This is a genomic window from Bacterioplanes sp. CLAM21 (assembly GCF_059641015.1).
Genome location: NZ_CM184929.1, coordinates 508635 through 531813, shown reverse-complemented (window position 1 = coordinate 531813; position 23179 = coordinate 508635). Strand labels below are relative to the sequence as shown.

General features: G+C 51.3%; 26 protein-coding genes and 1 other RNA gene. 15 read left to right on the top strand and 12 right to left on the bottom strand.

Annotated elements, in window-relative coordinates; genetic code table 11:
* The first annotated feature begins 119 nt into the window (after window positions 1–119).
* Window positions 120–995: an HDOD domain-containing protein gene (locus AC55FS_RS02545; protein ID WP_496934498.1), complete on the top strand. Its 876-nt coding sequence runs from the start codon at window positions 120–122 to the stop codon at window positions 993–995.
* Window positions 996–1014: 19 nt separating this feature from the next.
* Here the strand turns inward: AC55FS_RS02545 and AC55FS_RS02540 are convergent, their stop codons facing one another.
* From AC55FS_RS02540 to AC55FS_RS02525, 4 genes are read right to left on the bottom strand one after another with little or no spacing between them, the layout of a single operon-like run.
* Window positions 1015–2202, bottom strand: a complete 1188-nt coding sequence (locus tag AC55FS_RS02540; RefSeq protein WP_496934497.1) for a UbiH/UbiF/VisC/COQ6 family ubiquinone biosynthesis hydroxylase — start codon at window positions 2200–2202, stop codon at window positions 1015–1017.
* Window positions 2202–3443 (bottom strand): 2-octaprenyl-6-methoxyphenyl hydroxylase, encoded by a 1242-nt coding sequence (ubiH, locus tag AC55FS_RS02535; RefSeq protein ID WP_496934496.1) that lies wholly within the window; start codon window positions 3441–3443, stop codon window positions 2202–2204. The genes AC55FS_RS02540 and ubiH overlap by 1 nt, the downstream gene beginning before the upstream one ends.
* Window positions 3444–3445: 2 nt before the next feature.
* Complete coding sequence (pepP, locus tag AC55FS_RS02530) at window positions 3446–4753, bottom strand: Xaa-Pro aminopeptidase (RefSeq protein WP_496934495.1); 1308 nt, start codon at window positions 4751–4753, stop codon at window positions 3446–3448.
* 10 nt (window positions 4754–4763) lie between these two features.
* Window positions 4764–5312: a UPF0149 family protein gene (locus AC55FS_RS02525; RefSeq protein WP_496934494.1), complete on the bottom strand. Its 549-nt coding sequence runs from the start codon at window positions 5310–5312 to the stop codon at window positions 4764–4766.
* Window positions 5313–5485: 173 nt separating this feature from the next.
* Here AC55FS_RS02525 and AC55FS_RS02520 point away from each other — a divergent pair, with 173 nt between their 5' ends.
* The 4 genes from AC55FS_RS02520 (at window position 5486) to AC55FS_RS02505 (ending at window position 6904) form a co-directional block, all read left to right on the top strand.
* Window positions 5486–5725 carry a TIGR02449 family protein gene (locus AC55FS_RS02520; protein WP_496934493.1) on the top strand — a complete coding sequence of 80 codons (240 nt, stop codon included), beginning with the start codon at window positions 5486–5488 and terminating at the stop codon, window positions 5723–5725.
* The gene (locus AC55FS_RS02515; RefSeq protein ID WP_496934492.1) at window positions 5718–6038 is read left to right on the top strand and encodes a cell division protein ZapA; all 321 of its coding nucleotides are present in this window, start codon (window positions 5718–5720) and stop codon (window positions 6036–6038) included. The genes AC55FS_RS02520 and AC55FS_RS02515 overlap by 8 nt, the downstream gene beginning before the upstream one ends.
* 50 nt (window positions 6039–6088) lie before the next feature.
* A non-coding RNA gene (gene ssrS, locus AC55FS_RS02510) (6S RNA) lies at window positions 6089–6268 on the top strand.
* A 36-nt stretch (window positions 6269–6304) separates the two neighbouring features.
* Window positions 6305–6904, top strand: coding sequence for a 5-formyltetrahydrofolate cyclo-ligase (locus AC55FS_RS02505; protein WP_496934491.1), 600 nt, complete (start codon window positions 6305–6307; stop codon window positions 6902–6904).
* Here AC55FS_RS02505 and AC55FS_RS02500 read toward each other — a convergent pair.
* Window positions 6884–7009, bottom strand: a complete 126-nt coding sequence (locus tag AC55FS_RS02500) for a hypothetical protein (RefSeq protein ID WP_496934490.1) — start codon at window positions 7007–7009, stop codon at window positions 6884–6886. The two genes, AC55FS_RS02505 and AC55FS_RS02500, sit on opposite strands and share 21 nt — an antisense overlap.
* Window positions 7010–7109: 100 nt before the next feature.
* Between AC55FS_RS02500 and AC55FS_RS02495 the strand changes: the two genes are divergently transcribed.
* Window positions 7110–7577, top strand: coding sequence for an EVE domain-containing protein (locus AC55FS_RS02495; protein WP_496934489.1), 468 nt, complete (start codon window positions 7110–7112; stop codon window positions 7575–7577).
* 3 nt (window positions 7578–7580) lie between these two features.
* Here the strand turns inward: AC55FS_RS02495 and AC55FS_RS02490 are convergent, their stop codons facing one another.
* From AC55FS_RS02490 to glnA, 3 genes are all read right to left on the bottom strand, one after another.
* Complete coding sequence (locus AC55FS_RS02490; RefSeq protein ID WP_496934488.1) at window positions 7581–8015, bottom strand: ester cyclase; 435 nt, start codon at window positions 8013–8015, stop codon at window positions 7581–7583.
* A gap of 63 nt (window positions 8016–8078) precedes the next feature.
* A complete protein-coding gene (locus tag AC55FS_RS02485; RefSeq protein WP_496934487.1) occupies window positions 8079–9050 on the bottom strand; it encodes an alpha/beta hydrolase in 972 nt (323 codons plus the stop codon).
* A 281-nt stretch (window positions 9051–9331) separates the two neighbouring features.
* Window positions 9332–10738 carry a glutamate--ammonia ligase gene (gene glnA / locus AC55FS_RS02480; protein ID WP_496934486.1) on the bottom strand — a complete coding sequence of 469 codons (1407 nt, stop codon included), beginning with the start codon at window positions 10736–10738 and terminating at the stop codon, window positions 9332–9334.
* Window positions 10739–11199: 461 nt separating this feature from the next.
* Here glnA and typA point away from each other — a divergent pair, with 461 nt between their 5' ends.
* Window positions 11200–13008 (top strand): translational GTPase TypA, encoded by a 1809-nt coding sequence (typA, locus tag AC55FS_RS02475; RefSeq protein ID WP_496934484.1) that lies wholly within the window; start codon window positions 11200–11202, stop codon window positions 13006–13008.
* Window positions 13009–13087: 79 nt separating this feature from the next.
* Window positions 13088–13837, top strand: coding sequence for a substrate-binding periplasmic protein (locus AC55FS_RS02470; protein ID WP_496934483.1), 750 nt, complete (start codon window positions 13088–13090; stop codon window positions 13835–13837).
* 263 nt (window positions 13838–14100) lie between these two features.
* Here AC55FS_RS02470 and AC55FS_RS02465 read toward each other — a convergent pair whose 3' ends face one another.
* A complete protein-coding gene (locus AC55FS_RS02465; protein ID WP_496934482.1) occupies window positions 14101–14397 on the bottom strand; it encodes a DUF6471 domain-containing protein in 297 nt (98 codons plus the stop codon).
* Between the two features lie 133 nt (window positions 14398–14530).
* Here AC55FS_RS02465 and AC55FS_RS02460 point away from each other — a divergent pair, with 133 nt between their 5' ends.
* The 7 genes from AC55FS_RS02460 (at window position 14531) to AC55FS_RS02430 (ending at window position 19641) form a co-directional block, all read left to right on the top strand.
* Window positions 14531–14929, top strand: a complete 399-nt coding sequence (locus tag AC55FS_RS02460) for a DUF2170 family protein (RefSeq protein WP_496934481.1) — start codon at window positions 14531–14533, stop codon at window positions 14927–14929.
* Window positions 14930–14931: 2 nt separating this feature from the next.
* Window positions 14932–15627 carry a PspA/IM30 family protein gene (locus AC55FS_RS02455; RefSeq protein WP_496934480.1) on the top strand — a complete coding sequence of 232 codons (696 nt, stop codon included), beginning with the start codon at window positions 14932–14934 and terminating at the stop codon, window positions 15625–15627.
* 76 nt (window positions 15628–15703) lie between these two features.
* Window positions 15704–16756 (top strand): potassium channel family protein, encoded by a 1053-nt coding sequence (locus AC55FS_RS02450; RefSeq protein WP_496934479.1) that lies wholly within the window; start codon window positions 15704–15706, stop codon window positions 16754–16756.
* Window positions 16740–17381: a YjfK family protein gene (locus tag AC55FS_RS02445; protein ID WP_496934478.1), complete on the top strand. Its 642-nt coding sequence runs from the start codon at window positions 16740–16742 to the stop codon at window positions 17379–17381. The genes AC55FS_RS02450 and AC55FS_RS02445 overlap by 17 nt, the downstream gene beginning before the upstream one ends.
* Window positions 17382–17409: 28 nt before the next feature.
* Window positions 17410–17811, top strand: coding sequence for a DUF350 domain-containing protein (locus tag AC55FS_RS02440; protein ID WP_496934477.1), 402 nt, complete (start codon window positions 17410–17412; stop codon window positions 17809–17811).
* A gap of 16 nt (window positions 17812–17827) precedes the next feature.
* The gene (locus tag AC55FS_RS02435) at window positions 17828–18460 is read left to right on the top strand and encodes a DUF1190 domain-containing protein (RefSeq protein WP_496934476.1); all 633 of its coding nucleotides are present in this window, start codon (window positions 17828–17830) and stop codon (window positions 18458–18460) included.
* A complete protein-coding gene (locus tag AC55FS_RS02430; protein WP_496934475.1) occupies window positions 18460–19641 on the top strand; it encodes a glutathionylspermidine synthase family protein in 1182 nt (393 codons plus the stop codon). The genes AC55FS_RS02435 and AC55FS_RS02430 overlap by 1 nt, the downstream gene beginning before the upstream one ends.
* A 29-nt stretch (window positions 19642–19670) precedes the next feature.
* Here AC55FS_RS02430 and AC55FS_RS02425 read toward each other — a convergent pair whose 3' ends face one another.
* From AC55FS_RS02425 to AC55FS_RS02415, 3 genes are all read right to left on the bottom strand, one after another.
* Entirely contained in the window at window positions 19671–20933 is a 1263-nt protein-coding gene (locus AC55FS_RS02425) for a malic enzyme-like NAD(P)-binding protein (protein WP_496934474.1), read from the bottom strand.
* Window positions 20934–21072: 139 nt separating this feature from the next.
* Window positions 21073–22413: a HAMP domain-containing sensor histidine kinase gene (locus AC55FS_RS02420; protein ID WP_496934473.1), complete on the bottom strand. Its 1341-nt coding sequence runs from the start codon at window positions 22411–22413 to the stop codon at window positions 21073–21075.
* 2 nt (window positions 22414–22415) lie between these two features.
* Window positions 22416–23123, bottom strand: a complete 708-nt coding sequence (locus AC55FS_RS02415; RefSeq protein WP_496934472.1) for a response regulator — start codon at window positions 23121–23123, stop codon at window positions 22416–22418.
* Window positions 23124–23179: the final 56 nt, after the last annotated feature.

Sequence of the window (23179 nt, the reverse complement as noted above, 5' to 3'; positions counted from 1 at the left end):
AGATACTCCAGTGAGTTACAAAAAAAAGACCGACATTATACGCGCCAGCTGCCAACGCTCACCACAGTTTGCAGCGCCAGTTGCTACACTCAGCTTGTCTATTTCCTACGGGCCTGGCCATGGCACACGAACTCACCACCGAGCAGATAGAGTCTGTTTTGCAGGGAATTCGCATCCCGCCACAGCCGCAGATTTTGGTGGATTTACAGCTAGAACAGGTGATGCCAGACCCTGATCTTGGTCGCATTGCTGGCCTGATTCGCCAGGACCCAGGGCTGGCTGGCACCGTGCTGAAAGTGGTTAATTCGCCGTTCTACGGCTTACGTAATCGCATTACCTCGGTTGAGCAGGCGGTCAATCTGATCGGCATGAACAGCGTGGTGAATATCGTTAATGGTTTGTCCATTAAAAGCCAGATGAGCGACGAGACCATCGTTGCTATGAATCGCTTTTGGGATACCGCCACCGATATCGCCAATGTATCGACCACCATAGCCAAGCAAGTTGGCTACCCCAACCCAGATCTGGTGTATCTGTTGGGGTTGTTTCACAACTGTGGCATTCCGTTATTAATGGAGCGTTTCGAAAACTACACCAAGGTCATGGAAGAGTCCTACAGCCACCCGGAACTCAGGGTGGTTGATGTGGAAAACCAGCAGCTCAATACCAACCACGCGGTGATTGGCTATTACACCGCCAAATCTTGGTGTTTACCCAAGGTATTGTGTGATGTGATTGCCGAGCATCACAATGCCACCCGCTACTTTAGCGCCAGCGACTATCGCGATACCGAGCAAAAAACTCTGTTAGCCATCCTTAAACTAGCTGAGCATATTTGTGGCAACTATCGTGTGCTGGGCAAGCAAACCACCGACCCAGAGTGGCAAGCCATAGGCAATGAAGTGCTGGCCTATCTGGGCTTAGGGGAATACGACATGGAGCAAATGGAAGCCAACTTTGCCGAAATGGGTGCCAGCTTCCAGAACTACTTCTAGGCGCTGCTCAAAGCAGCGATTACAACCCCATGGCCTGCTGCATCAAGTGTTGCTTAACGGGCAAACAGCCATCAAACCAGCGCATTCCCTGATTGCGAAGCAGTCGCAGCCAATGATTATCTGCCGCAAATAAACGCTTGAATCCTTCCATCGCTGCCATAGTCGCTAAATTGTCGGCCTGGCGACGGCGCTCATAGCGTTGCAGCACATCCAATCGGCCTGCGGCCAGACCTTTACTCAGTGCCCGAGTAACCTCTTCACTCAACGCCGCTGCATCCTTAAACCCCAGGTTCACGCCCTGGCCGGCCAGAGGATGAATGGTATGAGCCGCATCACCAGCCAAAGCGATGCCGTGGCTAACATAGTGTTTGGCGTGGCGCTGACGCAGCGGAATCGCTACCCGTTCGGATACCTCACGCACACCACCTAACTTATGTTCAAAGGCCTCGGCAAGGGCACTGGCAAAATCATCATCGCTGAGGGTCATCAACCACTCGGCTTGTTGCGGTACAGTCGACCAGACAATGGAGGCCAGATGCGGATCTTGCGCCAAAGGCAACAGTGCCAACGGACCTTGCGGTCGAAAACGTTGCCACGCCGTTTGTTGCAATGATTGCTCCATACGCACCGTGGCGACGATGGCATGATGCTGATAATCCCATTCGCGAGTCGCTAATCCGGCCCATTGCCTCACCCGCGACAATGCTCCATCGGCACCAACCACTAAACTGGCTTGCAAACGGCTGCCATCCTGCAGTACCACAGGCGTCAGGTCATTAACTGGATTATCGATATGGGCAACAGCCTGGGAGAAAACCGTCACTGGCAGAGATTGCACCAGCTGCAACAAGGCCGCCACGGTTTGGCGATTTTCTACGATGTGGCCCAAATCAAAGCGGTGCAAATCATGACAGTCAAAGGTGACCGCCGCTGTGCCTTCTGCATCCCAGACATGCATGCGCTGATACTCTTGCTTGCGTTCGATATGCTGCCAGGCACCCAGGTTCTGCAACCAGGATTGCGACTGCGCCGACAATGCACTGACACGCAAGTCAAAGTCGGCCACTTGTGCTCCTGCTGGTAAATCCGTTTTCTGCGCCAAAGCGGGATCACACACGGCAATGCGGGCGGAACTGTGCTGCGCGAGATAAGCGGCTATGGAAAGACCCACCATGCCAGCACCGACAATAACCACATCATATTGCATTAACTGTCTCCTGCCGTTACGCCAACTCTGGTCGCTGTATGGCCGATACCCATGGCGTGTCGGGTAAATAAACGTCGCGCCACCGGCATCGCCGACAATGCCATTAAGCCGCCATCTCTTAGCGCAGCTAGCCACGGCTGCTCACTGCCAAACAAACTCGGCAGTACATCGCTGGCTGTTACCGTCAGGCGCTGATCCCGTTGTTGCTGCTTTACATAGGCCAGCAATAACGACAACTCACCTGGATTTTGCTGTTGCACACATGCCTGATTCAGATGTTGAGCCAACATTGCGGTATCTCGCAATGCCAGGTTAAAACCCTGGCCAGCGACCGGGTGCAAGCTGTGAGCGGCATTGCCCAACAACACCACAGAGCGGCGCACTTGTTCGCTGGCCGTCACTAATGCCAATGGGTAACTCTGACGCTCTCCAACACGCACCATGCGGCCCAAACGCCAGCCGATTTGCTGCTGCAGTTGCTGCAAAAATGTGTCGTCATCGAGACCTAGAATGGTTTCCAACTGATCGTTGGCAACGGTCCAGACAATGGCAAACTGACGCTCCGCCAGCGGTAAAAAGGCAATCGGACCGGCACCACGAAAACGCTCATAAGCCCATTGCTGATGCGGCCGGTCACATTCCACCTGGGTTACCACAGCGGAACTGCCATAGCACTTACGCTTCTGGGTTATACCCAGCTGCTGCGCTAGCGAAGAGCGTCCACCATCGGCTAACACCAACAGACGCGCCTGCAGCTGCTCACCGCTATCGAGGGATAAACACACGCCTTCGGCATTCATCTGCAGCTGCTCAACCCGGCTGGGAGCCTTGATATCGACGCCGGATAACTGAGGCAAGGTTTGCAGCAAGCCCTGCCCCAATACGGCATTTTCAATCACATAACCTAAGGCTGGAACCTGCTGCTCGTCAGCATGCAGATGCGTCTGTGCAAAACGACCTTTATCCGAAACCTGAATATGTTCAATGGCACAAGCACGACCAGCGATGGGTTGCCAAAGGTCTAATTGCTGCAGTATCTGCTGACTGCCGTAAGACAACGCCGTGGCGCGGCCATCAAAACTTGGTGGCCGCTGACTGATATCCCCGCCCCATTGCAATGGCTGGCTATCGAGCAAGGTGACACGGGTACCCGCTTGCAATGCCGGACGCAACAGGTGCACCAAACTAGCACCCGTCATACCGGCGCCCAGAATGGCAATATCAGTCAAGTGCTCGTTCATGTTTAGCCCTGAATCAGTCTTTCGATGTCGTCCGCTTCTTTAACCACCGCTGCCGTCAAATTGCGGTGACCACTGGCAGTGACAGCAATGTCATCTTCGATACGAATTCCAATTCCGCGCCACTGCGGATCAACACTGTCATCGTCTGGCGCAATATAAAGACCCGGTTCTATGGTTAGCACCATGCCTGGCTCTAGTACTCGCCACTCACCATCAATACGGTAATCCCCCACATCATGCACATCCATACCGATCCAGTGGCCAGTTTTGTGCATAAAGAAGCGACTGTAACTTTGCTGTTCCAGCACCTCGTCCAGCTCGCCTTGCAACAGGCCCAAATCCAACAGCCCTTGGGCCAGCACCTGAACCGCTGCTTGGTGGGGCTGGTCCCAGTGGTTGCCGGGCTTTACTTGCTCGATCGCCGCATACTGTGCCGCTAATACCAGCTCATACAAGGTACGTTGTGGCTTGGTGAAACGACCGTTAGCCGGAAAGGTCCGAGTCACATCAGCGGCGTAATACTCCAGTTCACAACCGGCATCAATCAACACCAGGTCACCATCGGCGATATCGGCATTGTTGGCGGTGTAATGCAGTACACAGGCGTTATCACCTGCGCCAACAATCGATGGGTAGGCCCAGCTGGCACCGGCATCCATAAAGGTATGCATCAATTCAGCTTCCAGCTGGTATTCCTTTAACCCTGGGCGCACACGTTGCATCGCTCTAGTGTGAGCACGCGCAGTGATCTCACCGGCCTGTGCCATCATGTCGATTTCTGCGCTGGATTTAATCAGACGCAATTCATGCAGCAAATGATCCAGCGCACTGAATTCGTGCGGAGCACCGCTACCACGCGTTAGGTGCTTAATGCGCTTGACCCACTGCATCAGCTGCTGATCAAACTCCGGGCTGACGCCTAAACAAGCGTAAATGCGGTCTTTGCCTTCCAGTAATCCAGGCAGAATGTCATCGATATCGGCTATCGGAAAAGCATCATCACAGCCCAGCTGCTGGGGTGCGGCATCCGGACCAACCCGGCGTCCTTCCCAGATTTCCCGAGCGGGATCCTTTTCTTCGCAAAACAGTATGTATTCACCATGCTCTCGGCCTGGCACCAACACCACCACGGCATTGGCTTCATTAAAGCCACTGAGATAATAAAAATCGCTGTCCTGGCGATACGGGTGTTCAACATCACTGTTACGCACTGTCATGGGTGCGGCTGGCACGATGGCAATGCTGTTATCACTCATGTGCTCCATCAAACGCTGACGGCGCTGTTGGAATTCTTGGCGAGGCAATGGCATAAGAGCTCCGTTAGTGCAGCGGTTTACCGCTGTGGGAAGGCTGTTGGTTGAGGCTATAAAAAACGGTCAGCGCCGCCATACGAGCATGCTCAGTGATTTGTTGCAGTAAGAACTCATTTTCTGGATCGGCAGGATCTTCCAGCGTGGCACCGGTGAAGGCATCAAGGTCACGCAGAACTTCAGCAACATCATCCGGCAAGCGCCCTTGCACATTACCCGACGCACCAAAGCCATCGAGGAAACCTTTGCTCCACTGCACTAAACAATCGAGCTGCTCATCGACGTCGGCTTCGTCTTCATCCGGCAGTAACGGCTGAAACTGCATATTATCCTGCGCCAGACTCTGCAACACCTGTGGGTACAGCTGCCCAATTGCCTGACTCAAACCTTGGTCAGAGGTTTCTTCTAGTTCCAGATAATCCAGTGCTTCGCGCATCCAGTCTTCTGGCTTTAACCGTGCACCGGCAGCCAGATAACCAGTGAGCCAGCCATGCAAGGCTGACGGTGTCTGAAAGCATCGGGCATTCAGCCAAATGTCGGCAAGGTCAGAAAACACCATAATATCGTGTCGCTTTGTGAGGGATACTGGCGCATTCTAACACTGCCAACGGTCGACCGCTGCCCTGCAAAGGGGGTGGGTAATTGACCACCTACCGGAACGGCTAATATAGTAACCACGCCCATGCCTTTGGCATGGATCTTAGATTTTCACCAGCAAGGTAGAGTGAATTCATGGACAGCGACGCTCATCCGCACGCGGACAGCGCACTGCAGCTGCAATATTTGCAGCGCAAGGTAGCCAAATTGCTAGCCGCCCACAGCCAGCTGCGGGAGCAGAACAAAGCCATGCGCCTGTCCGAAGTTCAATGGCAGGCAGAGCGCGCTAAGCTACTGCAGCAGAATGAAATGGCGCGACAAAAGGTCAATGATATGATCCAGCGCTTGCAGACTTTGGAGCGCAACAGTGGCTAATTCGTCCAAAACCCTGGCATTGACCATTCTCGATCGGGAATACCGGATTAACTGCCCGCAAGGCGCAGAAGAGCGGTTGCATGAATCGGCACGCCTGCTGGACCAGCGTATGCAGGAGATCAAGCAAGCGGGCTCCGCCACCGGTAAAGTATTGGGTCCAGATCGCATTGCCGTTATTGCCGCGCTCAATATGGCCAACGAACTGATCGAGCTGCGCCAGCACGATCATCACACCCAGCGCGCCATGCAGCAAATGAGCGAAGACATCGATCAACTACTCGAGCAGGAAATCGAACAGCAACTCGACCTGTAAATTTGCCCTACGGGCTCGGCTTCCGGTGCTGTTCTTTGCTATCATGGCGTCGCTCCCTGGGGTGTTAGCCAGTCAATAAAGACCTCGAGCCGATGCGTATTACCCAGGAGGGGAAGTTGGTTGTTGTGTGCATGTCCGCACGACGGAAAGCCTTATTCAGCCAATACCCCGCCACCTTGAACTTCAGGGTTCAAGGGCTTTATTTTTGACAGCGGCACAGTGGGGAGCCCTTTCTTTGCCTGCCTACATGAAGGCATCACCGCAGCATGGATAAAATTCAGCTTCGACGCTTAATTCGTCAGCACCGACGCCAGTTATCACCGGCACAGCGCCGTCATGCCGCCAATGGCCTAGCACGCAATGTAAGCAGTGCTGCAGAACTAATCGCCCGCAAACGCATTGCTCTGTATTGGCAAAACGACGGTGAAATTGATCCTGCCTTGGCGATAGAGCAGCTGCTGCAACGCGGCAAACAGGTGTATTTACCGGTGCTGCATCCGTTCAAGCAAGGCCACTTGCTGTTTGTACGCTACCAGCCAGGTATGCGTATGCGTAAAAATCGTTATGGCATTGCCGAACCCGACTGGCGCTATGCCAGTGCCTTACCAGCCGCATTTTTGAGCGCAGTACTGGTGCCGCTGGTGGCTTTCGATTTGCGTGGTGCCCGCTTAGGCATGGGGGGCGGCTACTATGATCGCAGCCTGGCATTCTGCCGACACAGCCAGCAACGTCCGCTACTGGTAGGTTGCGCTTATGAGTTTCAAAAGCTGCAGCAGCTGCCGATGGAATCCTGGGATATTCCCATGCAGATGATTCTCACCGAGCAGCGCTGTTATCGCTTTCGCTCAGCGAATACTGGCCTCTGATACCACCAAACTCGGTGGCTGGCGCTGATCAGCGCTGACGCTGGTCACGCCCGCTCCGATGGCGACCACAATAGCCAGGACAATCAATACATCTGGTTTTTTCATTGTTGCCGTATTTCCCCAATACAAAATTCAGCCATTCTGCGTGGCTGTTAGAACAAGGCGATGTTAGCCTTTACAAGAACTATACCTATTGGTCTATGTCATGCGCTACTGGTTATTTAAATCTGAACCGGATGAATTCAGTTTTCAGGATCTGCAGCAATCTAAACAGCGCCGCACTGTATGGGATGGGGTACGCAACCATCAAGCCCGCAACCTGATGCGGGACCAGATGAATGTGGACGATCTCGCATTTTTTTACCATTCCAGCTGTAAAGAACCGGCGGTGGTCGGCATTTGTCGTATATCTGCCACTCAAGTCAGCGACCCCAGTGCCTTCGACCCAGATTCGCCCTATTTTGATGCAAAGTCCGACCGCCAGCAGCCACGCTGGATCACGGTTGAGGTAGAGGCTCAGCAAGCAGTGAGACCTGTCTATTTAAAACAAATGCGAGCTGATAAAGCGTTGCAGGATATGGTGCTACTGCGAAACCCGAGGTTATCGGTACAGCCGGTAGAAGAAGCCGAGTGGCAGCATATATTGCAGCTGGCCGGTTACACCACCGAGTGAGCGTTACAAGTTACTGACTTGTTTTATTTTGGCTGCCTGATGCAGCAAATCGGCTGTATCGAGAAGCGAATGCGCTGATTGCAATACCCCCCGGCGCACATGCCAGAAGGTCACGGCATTCAAGGCGACGATACGGTCGGTTGGTTCAAAGCCCATAAAACGTCGCCGCAAACAGCCAGTGAAAGTTGATTGGCTCACCACCTGATTACCCTCGGCAATCAGGTCGTCGATTGAGATAGAAAAATCATCCATAACATCACGAATGGATTCAATCATCTCGCCCATGGCCTTCAGACCCATGGGAGCTTCAATCATGCTGGCCTGGTAAGTGAACTGAGCAGAGACCAGCGAACTGGCCAAGTTATGGCGGCCCTGATTCCAGCTCAGTTCAATAAACTGCCGTACCAGGCGCTTGTTACGATCTAGCCGTTCGTCCATAACTAGGCTCCTGTAACATGGTTCAGGTAGCTTTAATGATACGACATTCGATGTCTGCCAGATCTAATTTGCAGTGTGATTATCCTGTCCGGATTGCAGCCACAGCGACATCTGCTGATACATTTTTTGCTGGTTAAACTCTGACTCGTTTACTAAGTGATGCTGACCGCCGGGTAACATCAGCAGTTGCTGGCGAGGAAACTTCAGCTTTAACAGCGGCAAGTTATGTCGCCAATCAACAGTACGATCACAATCGCCTTGCACAATATGTACCGCCACATCGGTTGCCGGCTGTGATTCAATCATAGGAATCCAGCGCTTTAACGCCCCGACCCAACGCACGCTGAGGAATTTGGGCTGCAAAGGATCGAGCTCAGCGATAAAGCGTAAAAACTCAGAATCAGCAGAATTAGGTTTAAATTCCCGCTTCAACTGTTTGATAAAGCGATGCAATAACGTATGCAGCCAACGCCCTGTACGCCAACCAGTTGGGCGTACCAGGGGCGCCAATAAATACACTTGCTGAAATGGGCTGTCGACCTGGCGAATACCACGAGTTAATAAATAGTGCAGAATAATGGCGCCACCAGTACTTTGCCCAAACACGTAAATAGGCTGTTGTAATTGCTGTACCAAGGTCAGCATTTCACTGAAGACGTCATCGTACTGGCGAAAGTCATCAATGGTGGCCATTTCACCACTCGACAGGCCATGGCCAGGTAAGTCAAAGCACACCACGTCTAATTGTTGCTGCAAGCAAAACTCGATCAAGGAGCGATACAAACCGACATGATCGTAATAACCGTGCACCAATAAGGCGACACCTTTGGGTTTCGCCACCGTCCAATGCTGCACCACAATATCAAAGCCACCTAGCTCAGCCACACCAGCGCTGTGCTGCAAGGCCTGCTCAAATTCCAACCGATAATGCTGGCAGTAAGCTTGCCACTGCTCCGTTTTCGCTGCTGATAAGGCCTGCCAGTCCAGTGCAGGGGTAGCTGCCAGCAGTTCGGTTTTATCCCATTGCAACGCCATGCTCCTTCGCCGCTAAAGCTTGTATCAAGATAGTCATCAGCCAGATATGGGCCAGCCGTTATCGATCATACTGTCGATTCTGACTAAATGACTGCCCAGCATCTGTAATGGCCGCCAGTGTATCGCTGAAAGGTACGCAGAGCAGCTGCTGTCGCATTTAAATCACGTCAGAAGAATGATCTGCACTATATAGATAGATGGGGAATCTTGAGCACGAGGCTGTGGTGGTAAAGCGCGGAAATAAAAAAGGCCGCTTACGCGGCCTTTTTAACGAGCAGATATTATACCGAGTAGTACATATCAAACTCAGCTGGGTGCGTTGTGTGCTCAACTCGATACACGTCTTCCATCTTCAGATCGATGTAAGCATTGATCATGTCTTCTGAGAACACACCGCCTTCGGTCAGGAAGGACATATCCTCACGCAGAGCATCCAATGCTTCACGCAGGCTGCCAGCCACCTGAGGGATCGCCGCTGCTTCTTCTGCCGGCAGGTCGTACAGGTCTTTATCAGCCGCATCGCCAGGATGGATTTTGTTTTTAACGCCATCAATACCCGCCATCAACATGGCTGCAAAAGCCAGGTAGGGGTTGGCAGTGGGGTCAGGGAAACGTGCTTCAATACGCTTGCCTTTAGGTGACGCCACGTAAGGAATACGAATGGATGCACTGCGGTTACGGGCCGAGTAAGCCAGCATCACAGGGGCTTCAAAGCCTGGAATCAGACGCTTATAAGAGTTGGTCGACGGGTTGGTGAACGCGTTCAACGCTTTGGCGTGCTTGATGATACCGCCAATGTAGTACAGCGCCGTTTCGCTCAGGCCAGCATAGCTATCACCAGCAAATTGGTTTTCGCCATCTTTCCAGAACGACTGGTGCACGTGCATGCCAGAGCCGTTATCACCCACTACAGGCTTAGGCATAAAGGTCGCCGTTTTGCCGTATGCTGCAGCGACGTTGTGAACAACGTACTTCAGCATTTGCACTTCGTCGGCCTTCTTCACCAGGGTGTTGAACTTCACACCGATTTCATTCTGGTTCGCCGTTGCCACTTCGTGGTGATGTACTTCAACGTCTAGGCCAATGGCTTCCATCAGGTTACACATAGCCGCACGAATGTCGTGTGAGCTGTCGACTGGAGGAACTGGAAAGTAACCGCCTTTAACACGTGGACGGTGACCCAGGTTGCCGCCTTCCATCACAGTTTCTGTGTTCCACGCACCTTCATCTGAGTTGATTTTGTAGAAAGCACCGGCCATGTTTTGGCCCCAGCGCACATCATCAAAGATAAAGAATTCTGGCTCAGGGCCAAAGAAAGCCGTGTCACCCAAACCAGTTGACTTCAGGTACTCTTCTGCGCGCTTAGCCACAGAACGAGGGTCACGCTCATAGCCTTGCATGGTAGAAGGCTCAATAATGTCGCAGCGCAGTACCAGAGTTGGATCTTCTGTGAACGGATCCATAAATGGGGTGCTGTCGTCAGGCAGCAGGATCATGTCAGATTCATTAATGCCCTTCCAGCCAGCAATAGAAGAGCCATCAAACATCTGGCCAGTCTCGAAGAAATCTTCATTCACCTCACGTGCAGGGATAGTCACGTGCTGTTCCTTACCTTTGGAATCGGTGAAGCGCAGATCGACCCACTTCACATCATTTTCTTTGATCAGATTCAGAGTGTTCTCTGACATGTTTCTTCTCCAGATGCTGGTTCAAAAGTGAACAAGGGACGCATCCCCGTTGATATTGCAAGTCGTTGGAGCAAGTTGTATGCCATACTACTGAGTCAGCCAAGCCGCACAAAATCGGGGCCGTCTGATTCCAAGGGCATCAAAGATGCACCACAAACCGACATTTCAAACATTCAATGCACCACAACCGTGCATAAATGACTTTGATGTCGATCGCTCCCTGCGAGAATGCACAGTATAGGTTCACACCTAGCCGGCGGGAACCGCTTTTAAGTGCGTATCTAGGCACCATCATCAGCCCCTTGAGCTAGCTCAATAAGCGCCTCTAGCGGCGCGAAATCGACAAACAGTCACAATACTCGGGTTAAATAGCCTGCCGTGTAAAAGCCATGCCGCATTTTCCAAGGCTTCATGTATAATCGCGCCTCATTTTTGTTCAAACTTTAATCAAGGCTCATGTTGTGATCGACAATCTCAGAAACATCGCCATCATCGCGCACGTTGACCATGGTAAAACCACACTGGTCGACAAGCTGCTGGAGCAGTCCGGTACGCTGGAACGTAACCAGGGTGGCGAGCGGGTCATGGATTCCAATGACCAGGAAAAAGAACGCGGCATTACCATCTTGGCGAAAAACACCGCCATTAAATGGAATGACTACCGCATCAACATCGTCGACACCCCTGGGCACGCCGACTTTGGTGGTGAAGTTGAACGTGTTATGTCGATGGTCGACTCTGTGTGTTTGTTGGTGGATGCCGTTGATGGCCCCATGCCACAAACCCGTTTCGTGACCCAAAAGGCATTCGAACGCGGCCTGCGCCCCATCGTTGTAATCAACAAAATCGACCGTCCAGGCGCCCGCCCTGATTGGGTCATGGACGAAATCTTTGATCTGTTTGACCGCCTTGGCGCGACCGAAGAACAGCTCGACTTCCCAGTGATCTACGCCTCTGCCCTGAACGGTATTGCTGGTGACGACCCTGACAACATGGCCGATGACATGACGCCACTGTTCCAAATGGTGGTCGACCATGTGCAAGCGCCTAAGGTTGAGCTGGATGGCCCGTTCCAAATGCAGGTATCAGCACTCGACTACGACAGTTTTGTTGGCGTTATCGGTGTTGGCCGTATTACCCGCGGCAAACTGAAGCCAGGTACCGACGTACAGCTGATCGACATCGAAGGCAAGGTACGTAAAGGCCGTATTCAGCAGGTTAAAGGCTTCCATGGCCTTAACCGCGTCGATGTAGAAGAGGCAGCAGCCGGTGATATCGTCTGTATCTCAGGTATCGATGGTCTGAACATCTCCGATACCCTGTGTGCCGTCGGTAATGTTGAAGCACTGCCGCCGCTAAGCGTTGATGAGCCAACAGTGAGCATGACCTTCCAGGTGAATGACTCTCCGTTTGCAGGTAAAGAAGGCAAGTACGTTACTTCGCGCAATATTAAAGACCGTTTGGATCAAGAACTGATCCATAACGTTGCCCTGCGTGTTGAGCCAGGTGATAGCCCAGAGAAGTTCAAAGTATCTGGCCGTGGCGAGCTGCACTTGTCGGTTCTGATCGAAACCATGCGTCGCGAAGGTTTCGAAATGGCGATTGGTAAGCCAGAAGTGGTGCAAAAAGAAATCGACGGCGAACTGCAAGAACCCTACGAGCAGGTCGTAATCGATATCGAAGAGCAGCACCAAGGCTCCATTATGGAGGAGATGGGCAACCGTCGTGCGGAAATGACCAACATGGTGCCAGACGGCAAAGGCCGTGTGCGTCTGGAGTTCATCGCTCCGGCACGTGGTTTGATTGGCTTCCGCGGTTTGTTCCTGACGCTGACCTCAGGTTCTGGCATCTTGACCAACGTCTTTGACCACTACGGTCCGATCCAAACCTCGTTGGGTGCCACCCGTCACAACGGTGTGTTGGTGTCTATGGTGGCCGGTAAAGCGCTGGCTTACGCGCTGTTCACCCTGCAGGATCGCGGACGTTTGTTTATTGGCCCGCAGACCGAAGTCTACGAAGGTATGATTGTGGGTCTGCACAGCCGTGATAATGACCTGGTGGTTAACCCAACCAAGGCCAAGCAGCTCACCAACGTGCGTGCATCCGGTACCGATGAAGCACTGACCCTGACCCCATTCGTGCGTCATACGCTGGAACAAGCACTGGATTTCATCGAAGACGATGAGCTAGTAGAAGTCACACCGACCAGCATTCGCCTGCGCAAGAAGTTCCTCAAGGAACATGAGCGTAAGCGCGCCAAAAAAGGTTGATGCAAACGCATCTGCTAATCTAAGAGCCGGGCTTGTCCCGGCTTTTTTGTGCCTTCATGTTTGGATACAGGATGCTCCTATGCTGTTTCGCGCCCTGCTGCTAGCACTACTGTCGACCTCCGTCATGGCCGAAACCATCCGCTTTGCAGCAGGCAATTCCATGCCACCCTACGCCATCCCCAACTCCAGCAAAGGCATTGCACTGGAACGGGTCAAAGCGGCGCTAACAAGCCAGCAGTTAGAACTTGAGCTGGTATTCGGCAGTAATATTGAAAATCTACGTGCTTTCCATAGTCGCGGGGTCGATGCCATCCTGATCGCCACCCAGGCCAGTCAAAATGTCTTTATCAGTCGGCTGCCAGTGATGACTTTGCAAAATGTCGCCATTAGCCTGAACGCTTTACCGATTAATGCTGTTGAGGACCTGCAACATTATCGTCTCGGCGCCTTTAGCCCCGCTAGCCAGCTACTACCTGCCCCTTATGCCAGCACCGTCCAGCTAAGCCCGGCGTATCACGAATACCCTAAGCAAATGGAGCAAGTGCGATCGCTGTTACTGGGCCAAAACCAGGTACTGGTGATGGAGCGCAGTATCTTTCGCTATTTTTTTAGCCAACTGCGCCAGCAAGATCCGTCCAATCCCAAGTACCGTAAACAACCGCACTACTACGCTATTTTCCCTGCCAGCCAGTACTATGCCGGCTTTCATAACCAACAACTGCGCGATCAATTTGATAACGGACTGCAAAGCGTTGTCGACAGTGGTGAATACCAGCAGATCCGTGCTCGCTACGAGCGACTGATGAATGAATATTTGCTGCGAGAATGAGCTATTCAGCTGCTTGATAGCTGGGGCATTTGACTCTTTGCTGCTGTAAGTCAGCTTTGTCTTGAGTAAGGCATGAGGAGCATGGTTTAACGGGTTAAATAAGCAACGAATAACGCGACTCAGGGAAAAACGGACTCCTGCCCCTTGGGTTATGGCTGAAAACCACTCAATCCGTGTTGCTCATCCTTCATTTCACTCGTTAAACATCCATTTTCGCGCCTTGATTGAGGGGGTTTTCATCTCATAACCACGTGATCAAAATCCTAGGGCATCTCTTGCTGATTCTGATTTCGCTGTAGCTTCTGAATTTGTATAAGAGCATCGTCACTGACACCCAAAATATCGATGATGACTAGAAACAGATCGGCAGCAAATGCCCCCTTACTGACCTTGCTGCGCAAGTTGTCACTGGTCAAAACGATACCTCGCAGCTCAAGCTCAGCCGCCAAATCCTCATAGCGAGTATTGTTCAGTATCATCGCCGAGCGAATAAAGCGGCTAATGGCTGTCCGATACAACGCAAGATTGCGTTTGTTATGTGCACTTTGCTCAGGCCTCATCGCCCCTCCCCTCGCTACAGTCACGGTGTGAACTGACTGATTGTGACACCAATATATAAAACAATGATTGACAATGAAACAAATAAGTTTAAATTGTGACTTATTAGTCACGAACGATACCAAGGAAGCTTATATGGCTTGGCAGCTAAACGACGTCAAAACCCTGGTGGAAGGTCACGATAGCTGGTCTATCGAGCTGGAACAGGACTGCCTCAGCATCAGCAATGACGAAGGTCTGGATGCCTTCCTGTATGCCGGTGGACAACAAATCATTGTTGAATCGCTGCTGTTCCCTCTCAGCAGCGTGCGCGACGAAGGCGCATTAAACCAGCTGATATTAAGAACTCATCAGCTGCAGCCACTGACCACCATCGGCATCAAGGTGGTAGACGGCGCCGAATATTATGTCGCTTTTGGTTCCCTTTCGACCCAGAGCAAAGACAGCGTATTACTGGAAGAAATTGAAACCCTATTTATAAACGTCGGCGAATTCCTTGAATTGTATGCCGATCATTTGACTAGCGAGGTGTGACCATGAGTTTGTCAAAAATTTGGACCGCCATTAAAGGCGGCTTTAACGAAACCACGGATGCCATCGCCGATTCGCAGTCACTGCGCATCTTGGATCAGGAAATTCGAGAAGCCAAACAAGAGCTTCAAGCTGGCGATCAAAGCCTGACCAAAATTATGGCTAAGCGTAAGCTGGCTGAAAACAAGGCACAGGCTTTGAATGCGGATATTGAAAAGTATTCGAATCATGCCGTCGCGGCGATGGAACAAAGCAACGAAGCACTGGCATTAGAGTGTGCCGAAAAAGTTAGCGAACTGGAATCAATGCTGGCTCAAGAGCAAGAGATTCTGAACAGCTTTAAGCAATCAGAAGACACTCTTAAAGCCAATATGGCGAAGGCTAAAGCCAATGTCCGCCGTATGGAACAGCAGATTGATCAAATTAAAGCGACGGAGTCTGTACAAAAAGCTCAAGTGGCGGTATCCAGCCGTCATATGGGAGCTAATAACAAAGTAAAAACCGCGCTAGACAGCCTCGAGCGCATTAAGAACAAACAAACTCAGCGTGCTGCGGAGTTGGAAGCAGCCGAGGAAATGGCCAATGCAGAAAATGGCGACGATCTGGATGCCAAGCTGCGTTCTGCCGGTGTGATCTCGGGCGCTGGCGCTTCTGGTAAAGATAAGCTGGCACAACTGATGGCATCTCGCGGCAATAAATAATATCATCGCCCGCCTTTCCACCCGGTGACCTGTTCATCGGGTGGGTCTCTGAATTCAGTGGTCTCAGGGATGACACATGCCTCTCTACTTCAAGCTGCGACAACTGGCAGCGCAAATTTTTTACCGCATGAGCGGTTGGACAATAATCACAGCCGTAGTTCTCTATCTAGTCACTAGCTGGCTGGGGTTATATGTTAGCCATGAGGACGTATTACTCGCACCAGACGTCTTTTTCTATTGGATTTTGGTAACAGCTTCCACCGTCGGCTACGGCGACTTTTCACCACTCAACAGCAGTGGTCGATTATTTACCGCATTATGGATTATCCCTCTCGGTTTAAGCTTATTTGCTGTTGCTGTCACCCGCTTTGGCATGCTGGTTCATCAACAAATATTTAAAGGTCGTAAAGGACTACTTATGTTACAGCACCACGCGCACACCGTAATTATTGGCTGGAATGGTGCCCGCACACTGCGTCTACTGGAGTTATTATTAGCACGGCAAAATAACCAGCGTGAACCCATCGTGCTCTGCACTTGCGCAGATATAGAAAATCCCATGCCAGGCAAAATCGACTTTGTACGAGTGTCTTCATTTACCAACCGCGAAGACATGCAGCGCTCGGCCATTGATAGTGCCCATCGAATTATCATCGATACTGACCTCGATGACGTTACCCTGACTACCGCCTTATTTTGCGCTGATATTAACCCTGAGGCCCATAAAACGGCTTATTTCCATCAGGAATCGTTGGCCGATTTATTAAAGGTTCATTGCCCCAGAGTCGAAGTCGTGCCGTCAGTTGCGGTCGAGATGCTAGCCCGCTCAACTCTTGATCCAGGTTCGAGCCAAGTTCATAAACAGCTATTAGACGGTACCGATGGAATGACTCAATACTGTATTGAGTACCGTGGCGAAGCAACCACATTTTCACCATTATTCAATCATTTCAAGCAGCAACTTCAGGCAACATTGATTGGCGTTGCAGGGAAAAATCAGCCCACTATTAGTCTGAATCCTGACTTAAATACTCACATTCAGCCAGGCGATCGCCTGTATTACATTGCAGCACATCGCATTGCCACGGACAGCACAACATCTGGAGAGTTTAATGTTCAGCTGGTTTAAAAAAGACGATCACAAAGAACCTATTCCGGAAATACTCGGTTTACGTCCAGGCTACAGCTTTGAAGTCGATGCATTACTGATCAAGCTACTGGCCGATGAGCTTACGATCACCAGCATTAATCCGACCCAATTTATTCATTCAGTAGGGCTGGTCGAACTGGACGATACCTTTTTATATCGCTTTTACACCGACGATGATGCGTGGTTGCAGGTGGTGACACAAGGCGGCAAAGAGGAACAGCATATCGTTGATGTGAAGCTGTTTCATTATTACGACACCCTTGATGTCAGCAATCAAAACCACTGGAACACATTGCTGGCTGAAGAAATGGGCAACCCTAGCTACGCGTTAAATGAGCACATGTTTCAACGCGTATGGAGCAGTGCTGGCGACTACCATAATCCCGTTGCGATGACGGAAGTCACCTGGGACAAAAATGGTGATCGCAGTCAAACTGATGTATTCACTATGTTGTACGAACGTCTGCTCAATGACCAAAGCACGACAGAATCTCTGTTCTTGTCAGCAGAAGAACAACAGCAGAGTAATGGTCATTTTTCTCGCTGCTTGGTCATCAGCACCGGCATTACCTTAACCCCCAGCCAACTCACGGTTCATGGCTAAGATCTAAATTATTTAAAGGAATCACACTATGCTGCTGTCAGCCATTGGCAATTTTGCCTTGTATTTTGCAATCGCGACTTCCTTGTTGATCATATTTAAAGTGATCTACGCCGCCATCACGCCACACAATGAATGGAAGCTCATTAAAGAAGAAACCAATACCGCCGCAGCCATTGCTTTTGGCGGCGCTATTGTTGGTTTTGCTATTGCCCTTTCTGGTGCCATTAGCAATTCGGTTGACCTGATTGACTTTGTTATCTGGGCAGCCATCTCATTATTGGCCCAATTACTGGCCTTTGCCGTTGTGCGTTTTTTGTTTATGCCCAAAATCGTTGCCCGCATACAAAATAACGAGATCAGCGCAGCTGTGGTGTTAATGTCGGTATCCATTGCTGTCGGCCTGATCAACGCCGCTTCCATGAGCTACTAAGTGGGAGAGATCCATTATGGCCAATAAGAGAACTCGCAATATCCAACTTGAACGCATGCGTAAGAATCCGTCTATTCGACGCATAGCGCCAGTGGCAGCGGTGGTCGGCGTCAGCCTTAGCATGACAGCCTGCTCGTCAAAAGAGCCGGTTATCATGGTCAGTTCGATCGACGATTGTAAAAGCAAAACCAATTTGTCCGAAGCCCAGTGTGAATTTGCCTATCAGCAAGCGCTGCGAGAAGCACAACGTACTGCACCGAAGTTTCAGGCAGAACGCGACTGTGAAGACAACTTTGGTTTTCATAACTGTGTGCAAGCAGATCAGGGCTATTTTATGCCCGTCATGGCCGGATTCTTGGTGGCAGAAATTATCGATGAAATTGGTGACGCCTATAGCTCACGCTATTACAGCCCGGTATACCGCAATAAATATCGTGAACCCGTATTAGCCGATGGCAGTGGACTGAGCTACGGCAGTGGCGGTTACAGTTCATATAGCGTATCTAAAAAGGCTAATGCGCCTAAACCCACCGTCAGTAAAGTTCATCCCAAAGGCACTAAAACCATCAGCCGTGGTGGCTTTGGTTCAACCGCATCGGCCAAATCAAGCTGGGGCGGTGGTTCTTCTTCACGTAGTTGGGGCGGCTGATGTTTCGCCGCACTATTGCCGAGCGTCCGAACTGGCGCCAGCGAGCTCATGAGTTTGGATTTCACTTTCATACCATGCACGGTGAGCCGTACTGGGATGAAAGTGCCTACTACCAATTTTCGCTACGGCAAATAGAAAACGACCTCGAAGCACCGAGCGAAGAAATCCATGCCATGTGCCTGGATATTGTTGAGCAAGTGGTGCACGACGAGCAACTGCTCAAACGCTTTGCTATCCCTGAGCACCAGTGGGAAGTGGTTCGCGCTAGCTGGTTGCAACGGGAACCTAGCCTCTATTCTCGCCTCGATTTTGCCTACGACGGCCAGTCACCTGCCAAGTTGTATGAAAATAATGCCGATACCCCCACCAGTTTATATGAAACCGGTTTTTGGCAATGGCTATGGCTGGAAGATCAAGCTGATGCTGGTTTATTACCCCGTCAAGCGGATCAGTTTAATAGTCTGCAAGACAAACTGATCAACCGCTTTCAGCAATTGTTGGCACGCCAACTAAGTGAAGACGCCTCACCCATTTTGCATGTCAGTTGCTGCAAAGACACCGAAGAAGATCGCGGTACAGTGCAATACTTGCAAGACTGCGCCGCCGCCGCGGGAGTAGAAACCCGCTTCGTTTATATCGAGGATATTGGTCGTGACGCGGCTGGTCATCTGACCGACCTAGATGATCATATCATCGAGTGGTGGTTTAAATTATATCCATGGGAATTTATGGCGCAGGAAGATTATGCTGAGCTGATTCCGACTGCCGGTGTACGCTTTGTTGAACCAGCATGGAAATCTGTGCTGTCCAATAAAGCGCTACTGCCCATGTTGTGGCGACGGTTCCCTAATCACCCCAACTTGTTGCCCGCCTTTTTTGAAGACGAGGTACAACAGCTAGCAGGCAATATGCCGCTGGTCAAAAAGCCAATTTATTCCCGTGAAGGCGCCAATATCAGCTTCCTTAATGGCACAACAAAGCCACTCAGCTCTGATGGACCCTACGGTGAAGAAGGTTTTATTTACCAGCAAGCGCATATGTTGCCGCGTTTTGGTAATCAGCACACCTTGATTGGCAGCTGGTTGATTAATGACCAAGCAGCGGGCATATCTATTCGTGAAGACGCCAGTGCCATCACCCAGGATTTGAGTCGGTTTTTACCGCATATTATTTTGGGATAAAAAAAACCGCCCGAAGGCGGTTTTTTTTATTAGATATCAGATATTGACTGCAGCGGGTAATTGGCTGGCATCGGCAATTTTGCCACGCCAGTATCTATTGCCGCTTTAGCAACCGCATAAGATACCTTACCCAACAGACGCGAATCCGTCGCTTTAGGAATGATGTAATCACGACCAAAGGACAGAGCATCCAAACCATAGGCAGTCAGTACTTCTTGTGTCACTGGTTCTTTCGCCAGGTCGGCCAGAGCCTTAGCCGCAGCCAGCTTCATTTCTTCGTTGATGCGAGCCGCACGTACATCTAGTGCACCACGGAAGATAAATGGGAAGCCCAACACGTTATTAACCTGGTTCGGGAAATCCGAACGGCCAGTGGCCATAATGGCATCTGGGCGCACCTCACGGACCAGATCCGGCATGATTTCAGGCACAGGGTTGGCACATGCAAACACAATGGCATTGTCTGCCATAGTAGCGATTTGCTCACCCGTCACCATGTTAGGGCCAGATAAACCAAGGAAGATATCGGCACCAGCCAGTGCGTCATCAACGCTGCGCTTATCGGTATCAACCGCAAATGCTTGCTTGTACTGGTTCAGGTCATCACGGCCAGAATGAATCACACCTTTACGATCACACATAAAGATGTTTTGTGGATTCATGCCCGCCAGAATCAGCAGTTTGGAGCAAGAAATGGCCGCAGCACCGGCGCCTAAAACCGCCATTTTGGCGTCTTCAATTTTCTTGCCCTGAATTTCTAATGCGTTCAGAACGCCAGCCACAGTCACAATGGCGGTGCCATGTTGATCGTCGTGGAAGACTGGAATATCACACTGCTCGATCAGCGTGCGCTCAATTTCAAAACACTCAGGGGCTTTGATGTCTTCCAGGTTAATGCCGCCATAGGTGTTGGCGATACGGCGTACGGTATCGATAAAAGCCTGAGGGCTTTCAGCTTCGACTTCCACATCGATGGAGTCAACGCCAGCAAAGCGCTTAAACAGCAGGCTTTTACCTTCCATTACCGGCTTAGATGCCAGTGGTCCGAGATTGCCCAAACCTAAAATGGCTGAACCATCGGTAATCACGGCAACCAGGTTGCCTTTAGCGGTGTACTTATATGCGTTCTCTGGATCTTCAGCGATGGCCTTTACGGGCTCTGCCACACCTGGGCTATACGCCAGGGACAGGTCACGAGAGGTTTCTGCTGGGGTGCTCAGCTCGATGCTAATTTTTCCCGGCTTGGGGTTAGCGTGGTATTCAAGGGCCGCTTGCTTCAAATCTTCTGACATAGTACTCGTCCAGTCTTGTCGCGTTGTAATAAAGCCGGCTGTGCAACTTTAGTCCAATACACAGAGGCGTAAGGGGGGTTACTTGATAACAAAAAGATACTGTCTTTTCCACTAAAACCGGGTGATCTCTATGCTTTGATCAGTGTTTTATCTTACGCGGTAACCGTATTGTGATCTGAAGCCCGGGTGATCGGTTCTCAGCCCGAATCATTCCGTCGTGTAGTTCAACAATCCGTTTGACCAGCGCCAAGCCTATGCCGTAACCCCCGCTGGCATGGTCGCGTGCACTGTCAACTTGGGTGAAAGGGTCAAAAATACGCTGCAGTTCGTGTTCAGGAACACCTGGGCCCTGATCAGCCACGACGAGATCGACCCACTCTCCATCGCCCTGAAGCGTGACTTCAAGTTCACTGCCCTCAGGAGCAAAGCGAATGGCATTGCGCAGAATGTTGTCAAACGCGCGCTCGATCAACACCCAGTCCCATTCGCTGCTTAAGAGTACCGCATTTTTCTGGCGTTGTAGGCGTAATTGTTTGTCTTCAATTTCAATAGCGGCATCACTCAGCCAATCATCAAGGCGACCTTCGACATCGTCCTCCTCCAACAATAAGGCTCGACTGTCTTGCTGCTGTAAGCGCGCCAGATCGAGAATCTGCCCAACCAACCCATCGACCTGTGCCACCGCCCGCTCGATACGATCATGCTCAGTTGCCAGTAGCTGCTGCTGATCTTTTTTACGGGCAATGCCGAGGGCAATTTGCAAGCGGGTCAGAGGCGAGCGCAGCTCATGGGAGACATCGCGCAGCAGTTGCTGATGGCTCTGCAATAAACGCTGCAACGAGTCGGCCATGTCGATAACTTCGCCCGACAGCGCGCCAATTTCATCCTGACGCAGTTCATCAGCCCGCAAGTCGGATACATCAAAGTTGCCCTGCCCGAGCTGGCGTGCAGTGCGTTGCAAACGCTGAATAGGCCGAGTCAGACTCCAAACCAGGGCAAAACATAACAAGGTCACGACAGCCACCACGGCCACCGGCACCAACCAGCGGTGCTCGTCTTCGAGAAAGCTGCCCCACTGCTGTCGGGTGATGGCGATATAGAGGTAGTCACCACGTGCAACCGGGCCAATCATCAGCCAGCCATCGTTTTGCCCCCACAGAATTCGGCCCGACTCATCGGCGGCATCGACAAATTCTTCAACATCGTGCGGAAGCTGACGCACACGATCACTGGCCACCGCCACCAGGTTCCAGCCTGGATGCAGCTTACGCAACAGTTTTCTGTCTTCAGCGATAATAGGGGGTTTGCGCTCTAACAGGCGTATCAGATGCATCTGCTCGCGCGGCGTGGCCTGGCGAAAATAATCGTCGCCAATCCAGTCGCTGGTGACAACCGCCGCCAGCATGGCCAGAAAGATGACTGACCAGAACCAGAAAAAAACCTTAAAGAACAGCGAGCGGTACCAGCGGGTAGCGCGCACGGCTATACCTGAATCAGCATATAACCGCGACTACGCACGGTTTTAATCCAGTCGGTATCGTCTTCACGTTTGCCGAGCTTTTTACGCAAGTTACTGACATGCATATCGATCGAACGGTCGTAAGCCATCAAGGGCCGGCCCAGAGCAGCCAACGACAAAGTATCTTTATCAACCAGTTCGCCAGTGTTTTCCATCAGACACTGCAACACACCAAACTCAGCCCCCGTCAGCGATATCCGCTCACCCGCCAATGTCACTTCACGGGTGGAAGGGTCCAGCAACAGCTCACCCACTTGGTAAGGGTTATGCTGTTGGCTGTCTTCTGCACTGAAATCAATGCGACGAAACAGCGCCTTGATGCGCGCCACCAACTCATGATGATGGTATGGCTTGGCGATATAATCATCGGCACCATGCTCCAAACCTAACACACGATCGACACTTTCACCGCGAGCTGTCAGCATGATGACAGGCAATGACGACTGCACACGCAGTGCTTTTAGCACTTCAAAGCCGTTCATTTTCGGTAACATGACGTCCAATAATACCAGGTCATATTCGCCCGACAGTGCCGCCTGCAAACCGGCTTCACCGTCATGACGAGCACTCAGCTCAAAGCCTTCCATAGCAAGATACTCTTGCAACAGCTCGCCCAGTTCAAAGTCGTCATCAATCAGCAAAATTCGATTCATTGTGTGTTTTTTAGCCATACATGTGACTTCGCAGTTTAAAGTTCCCCAAGCCAGTGCCCAGTGTTTTTACCCTT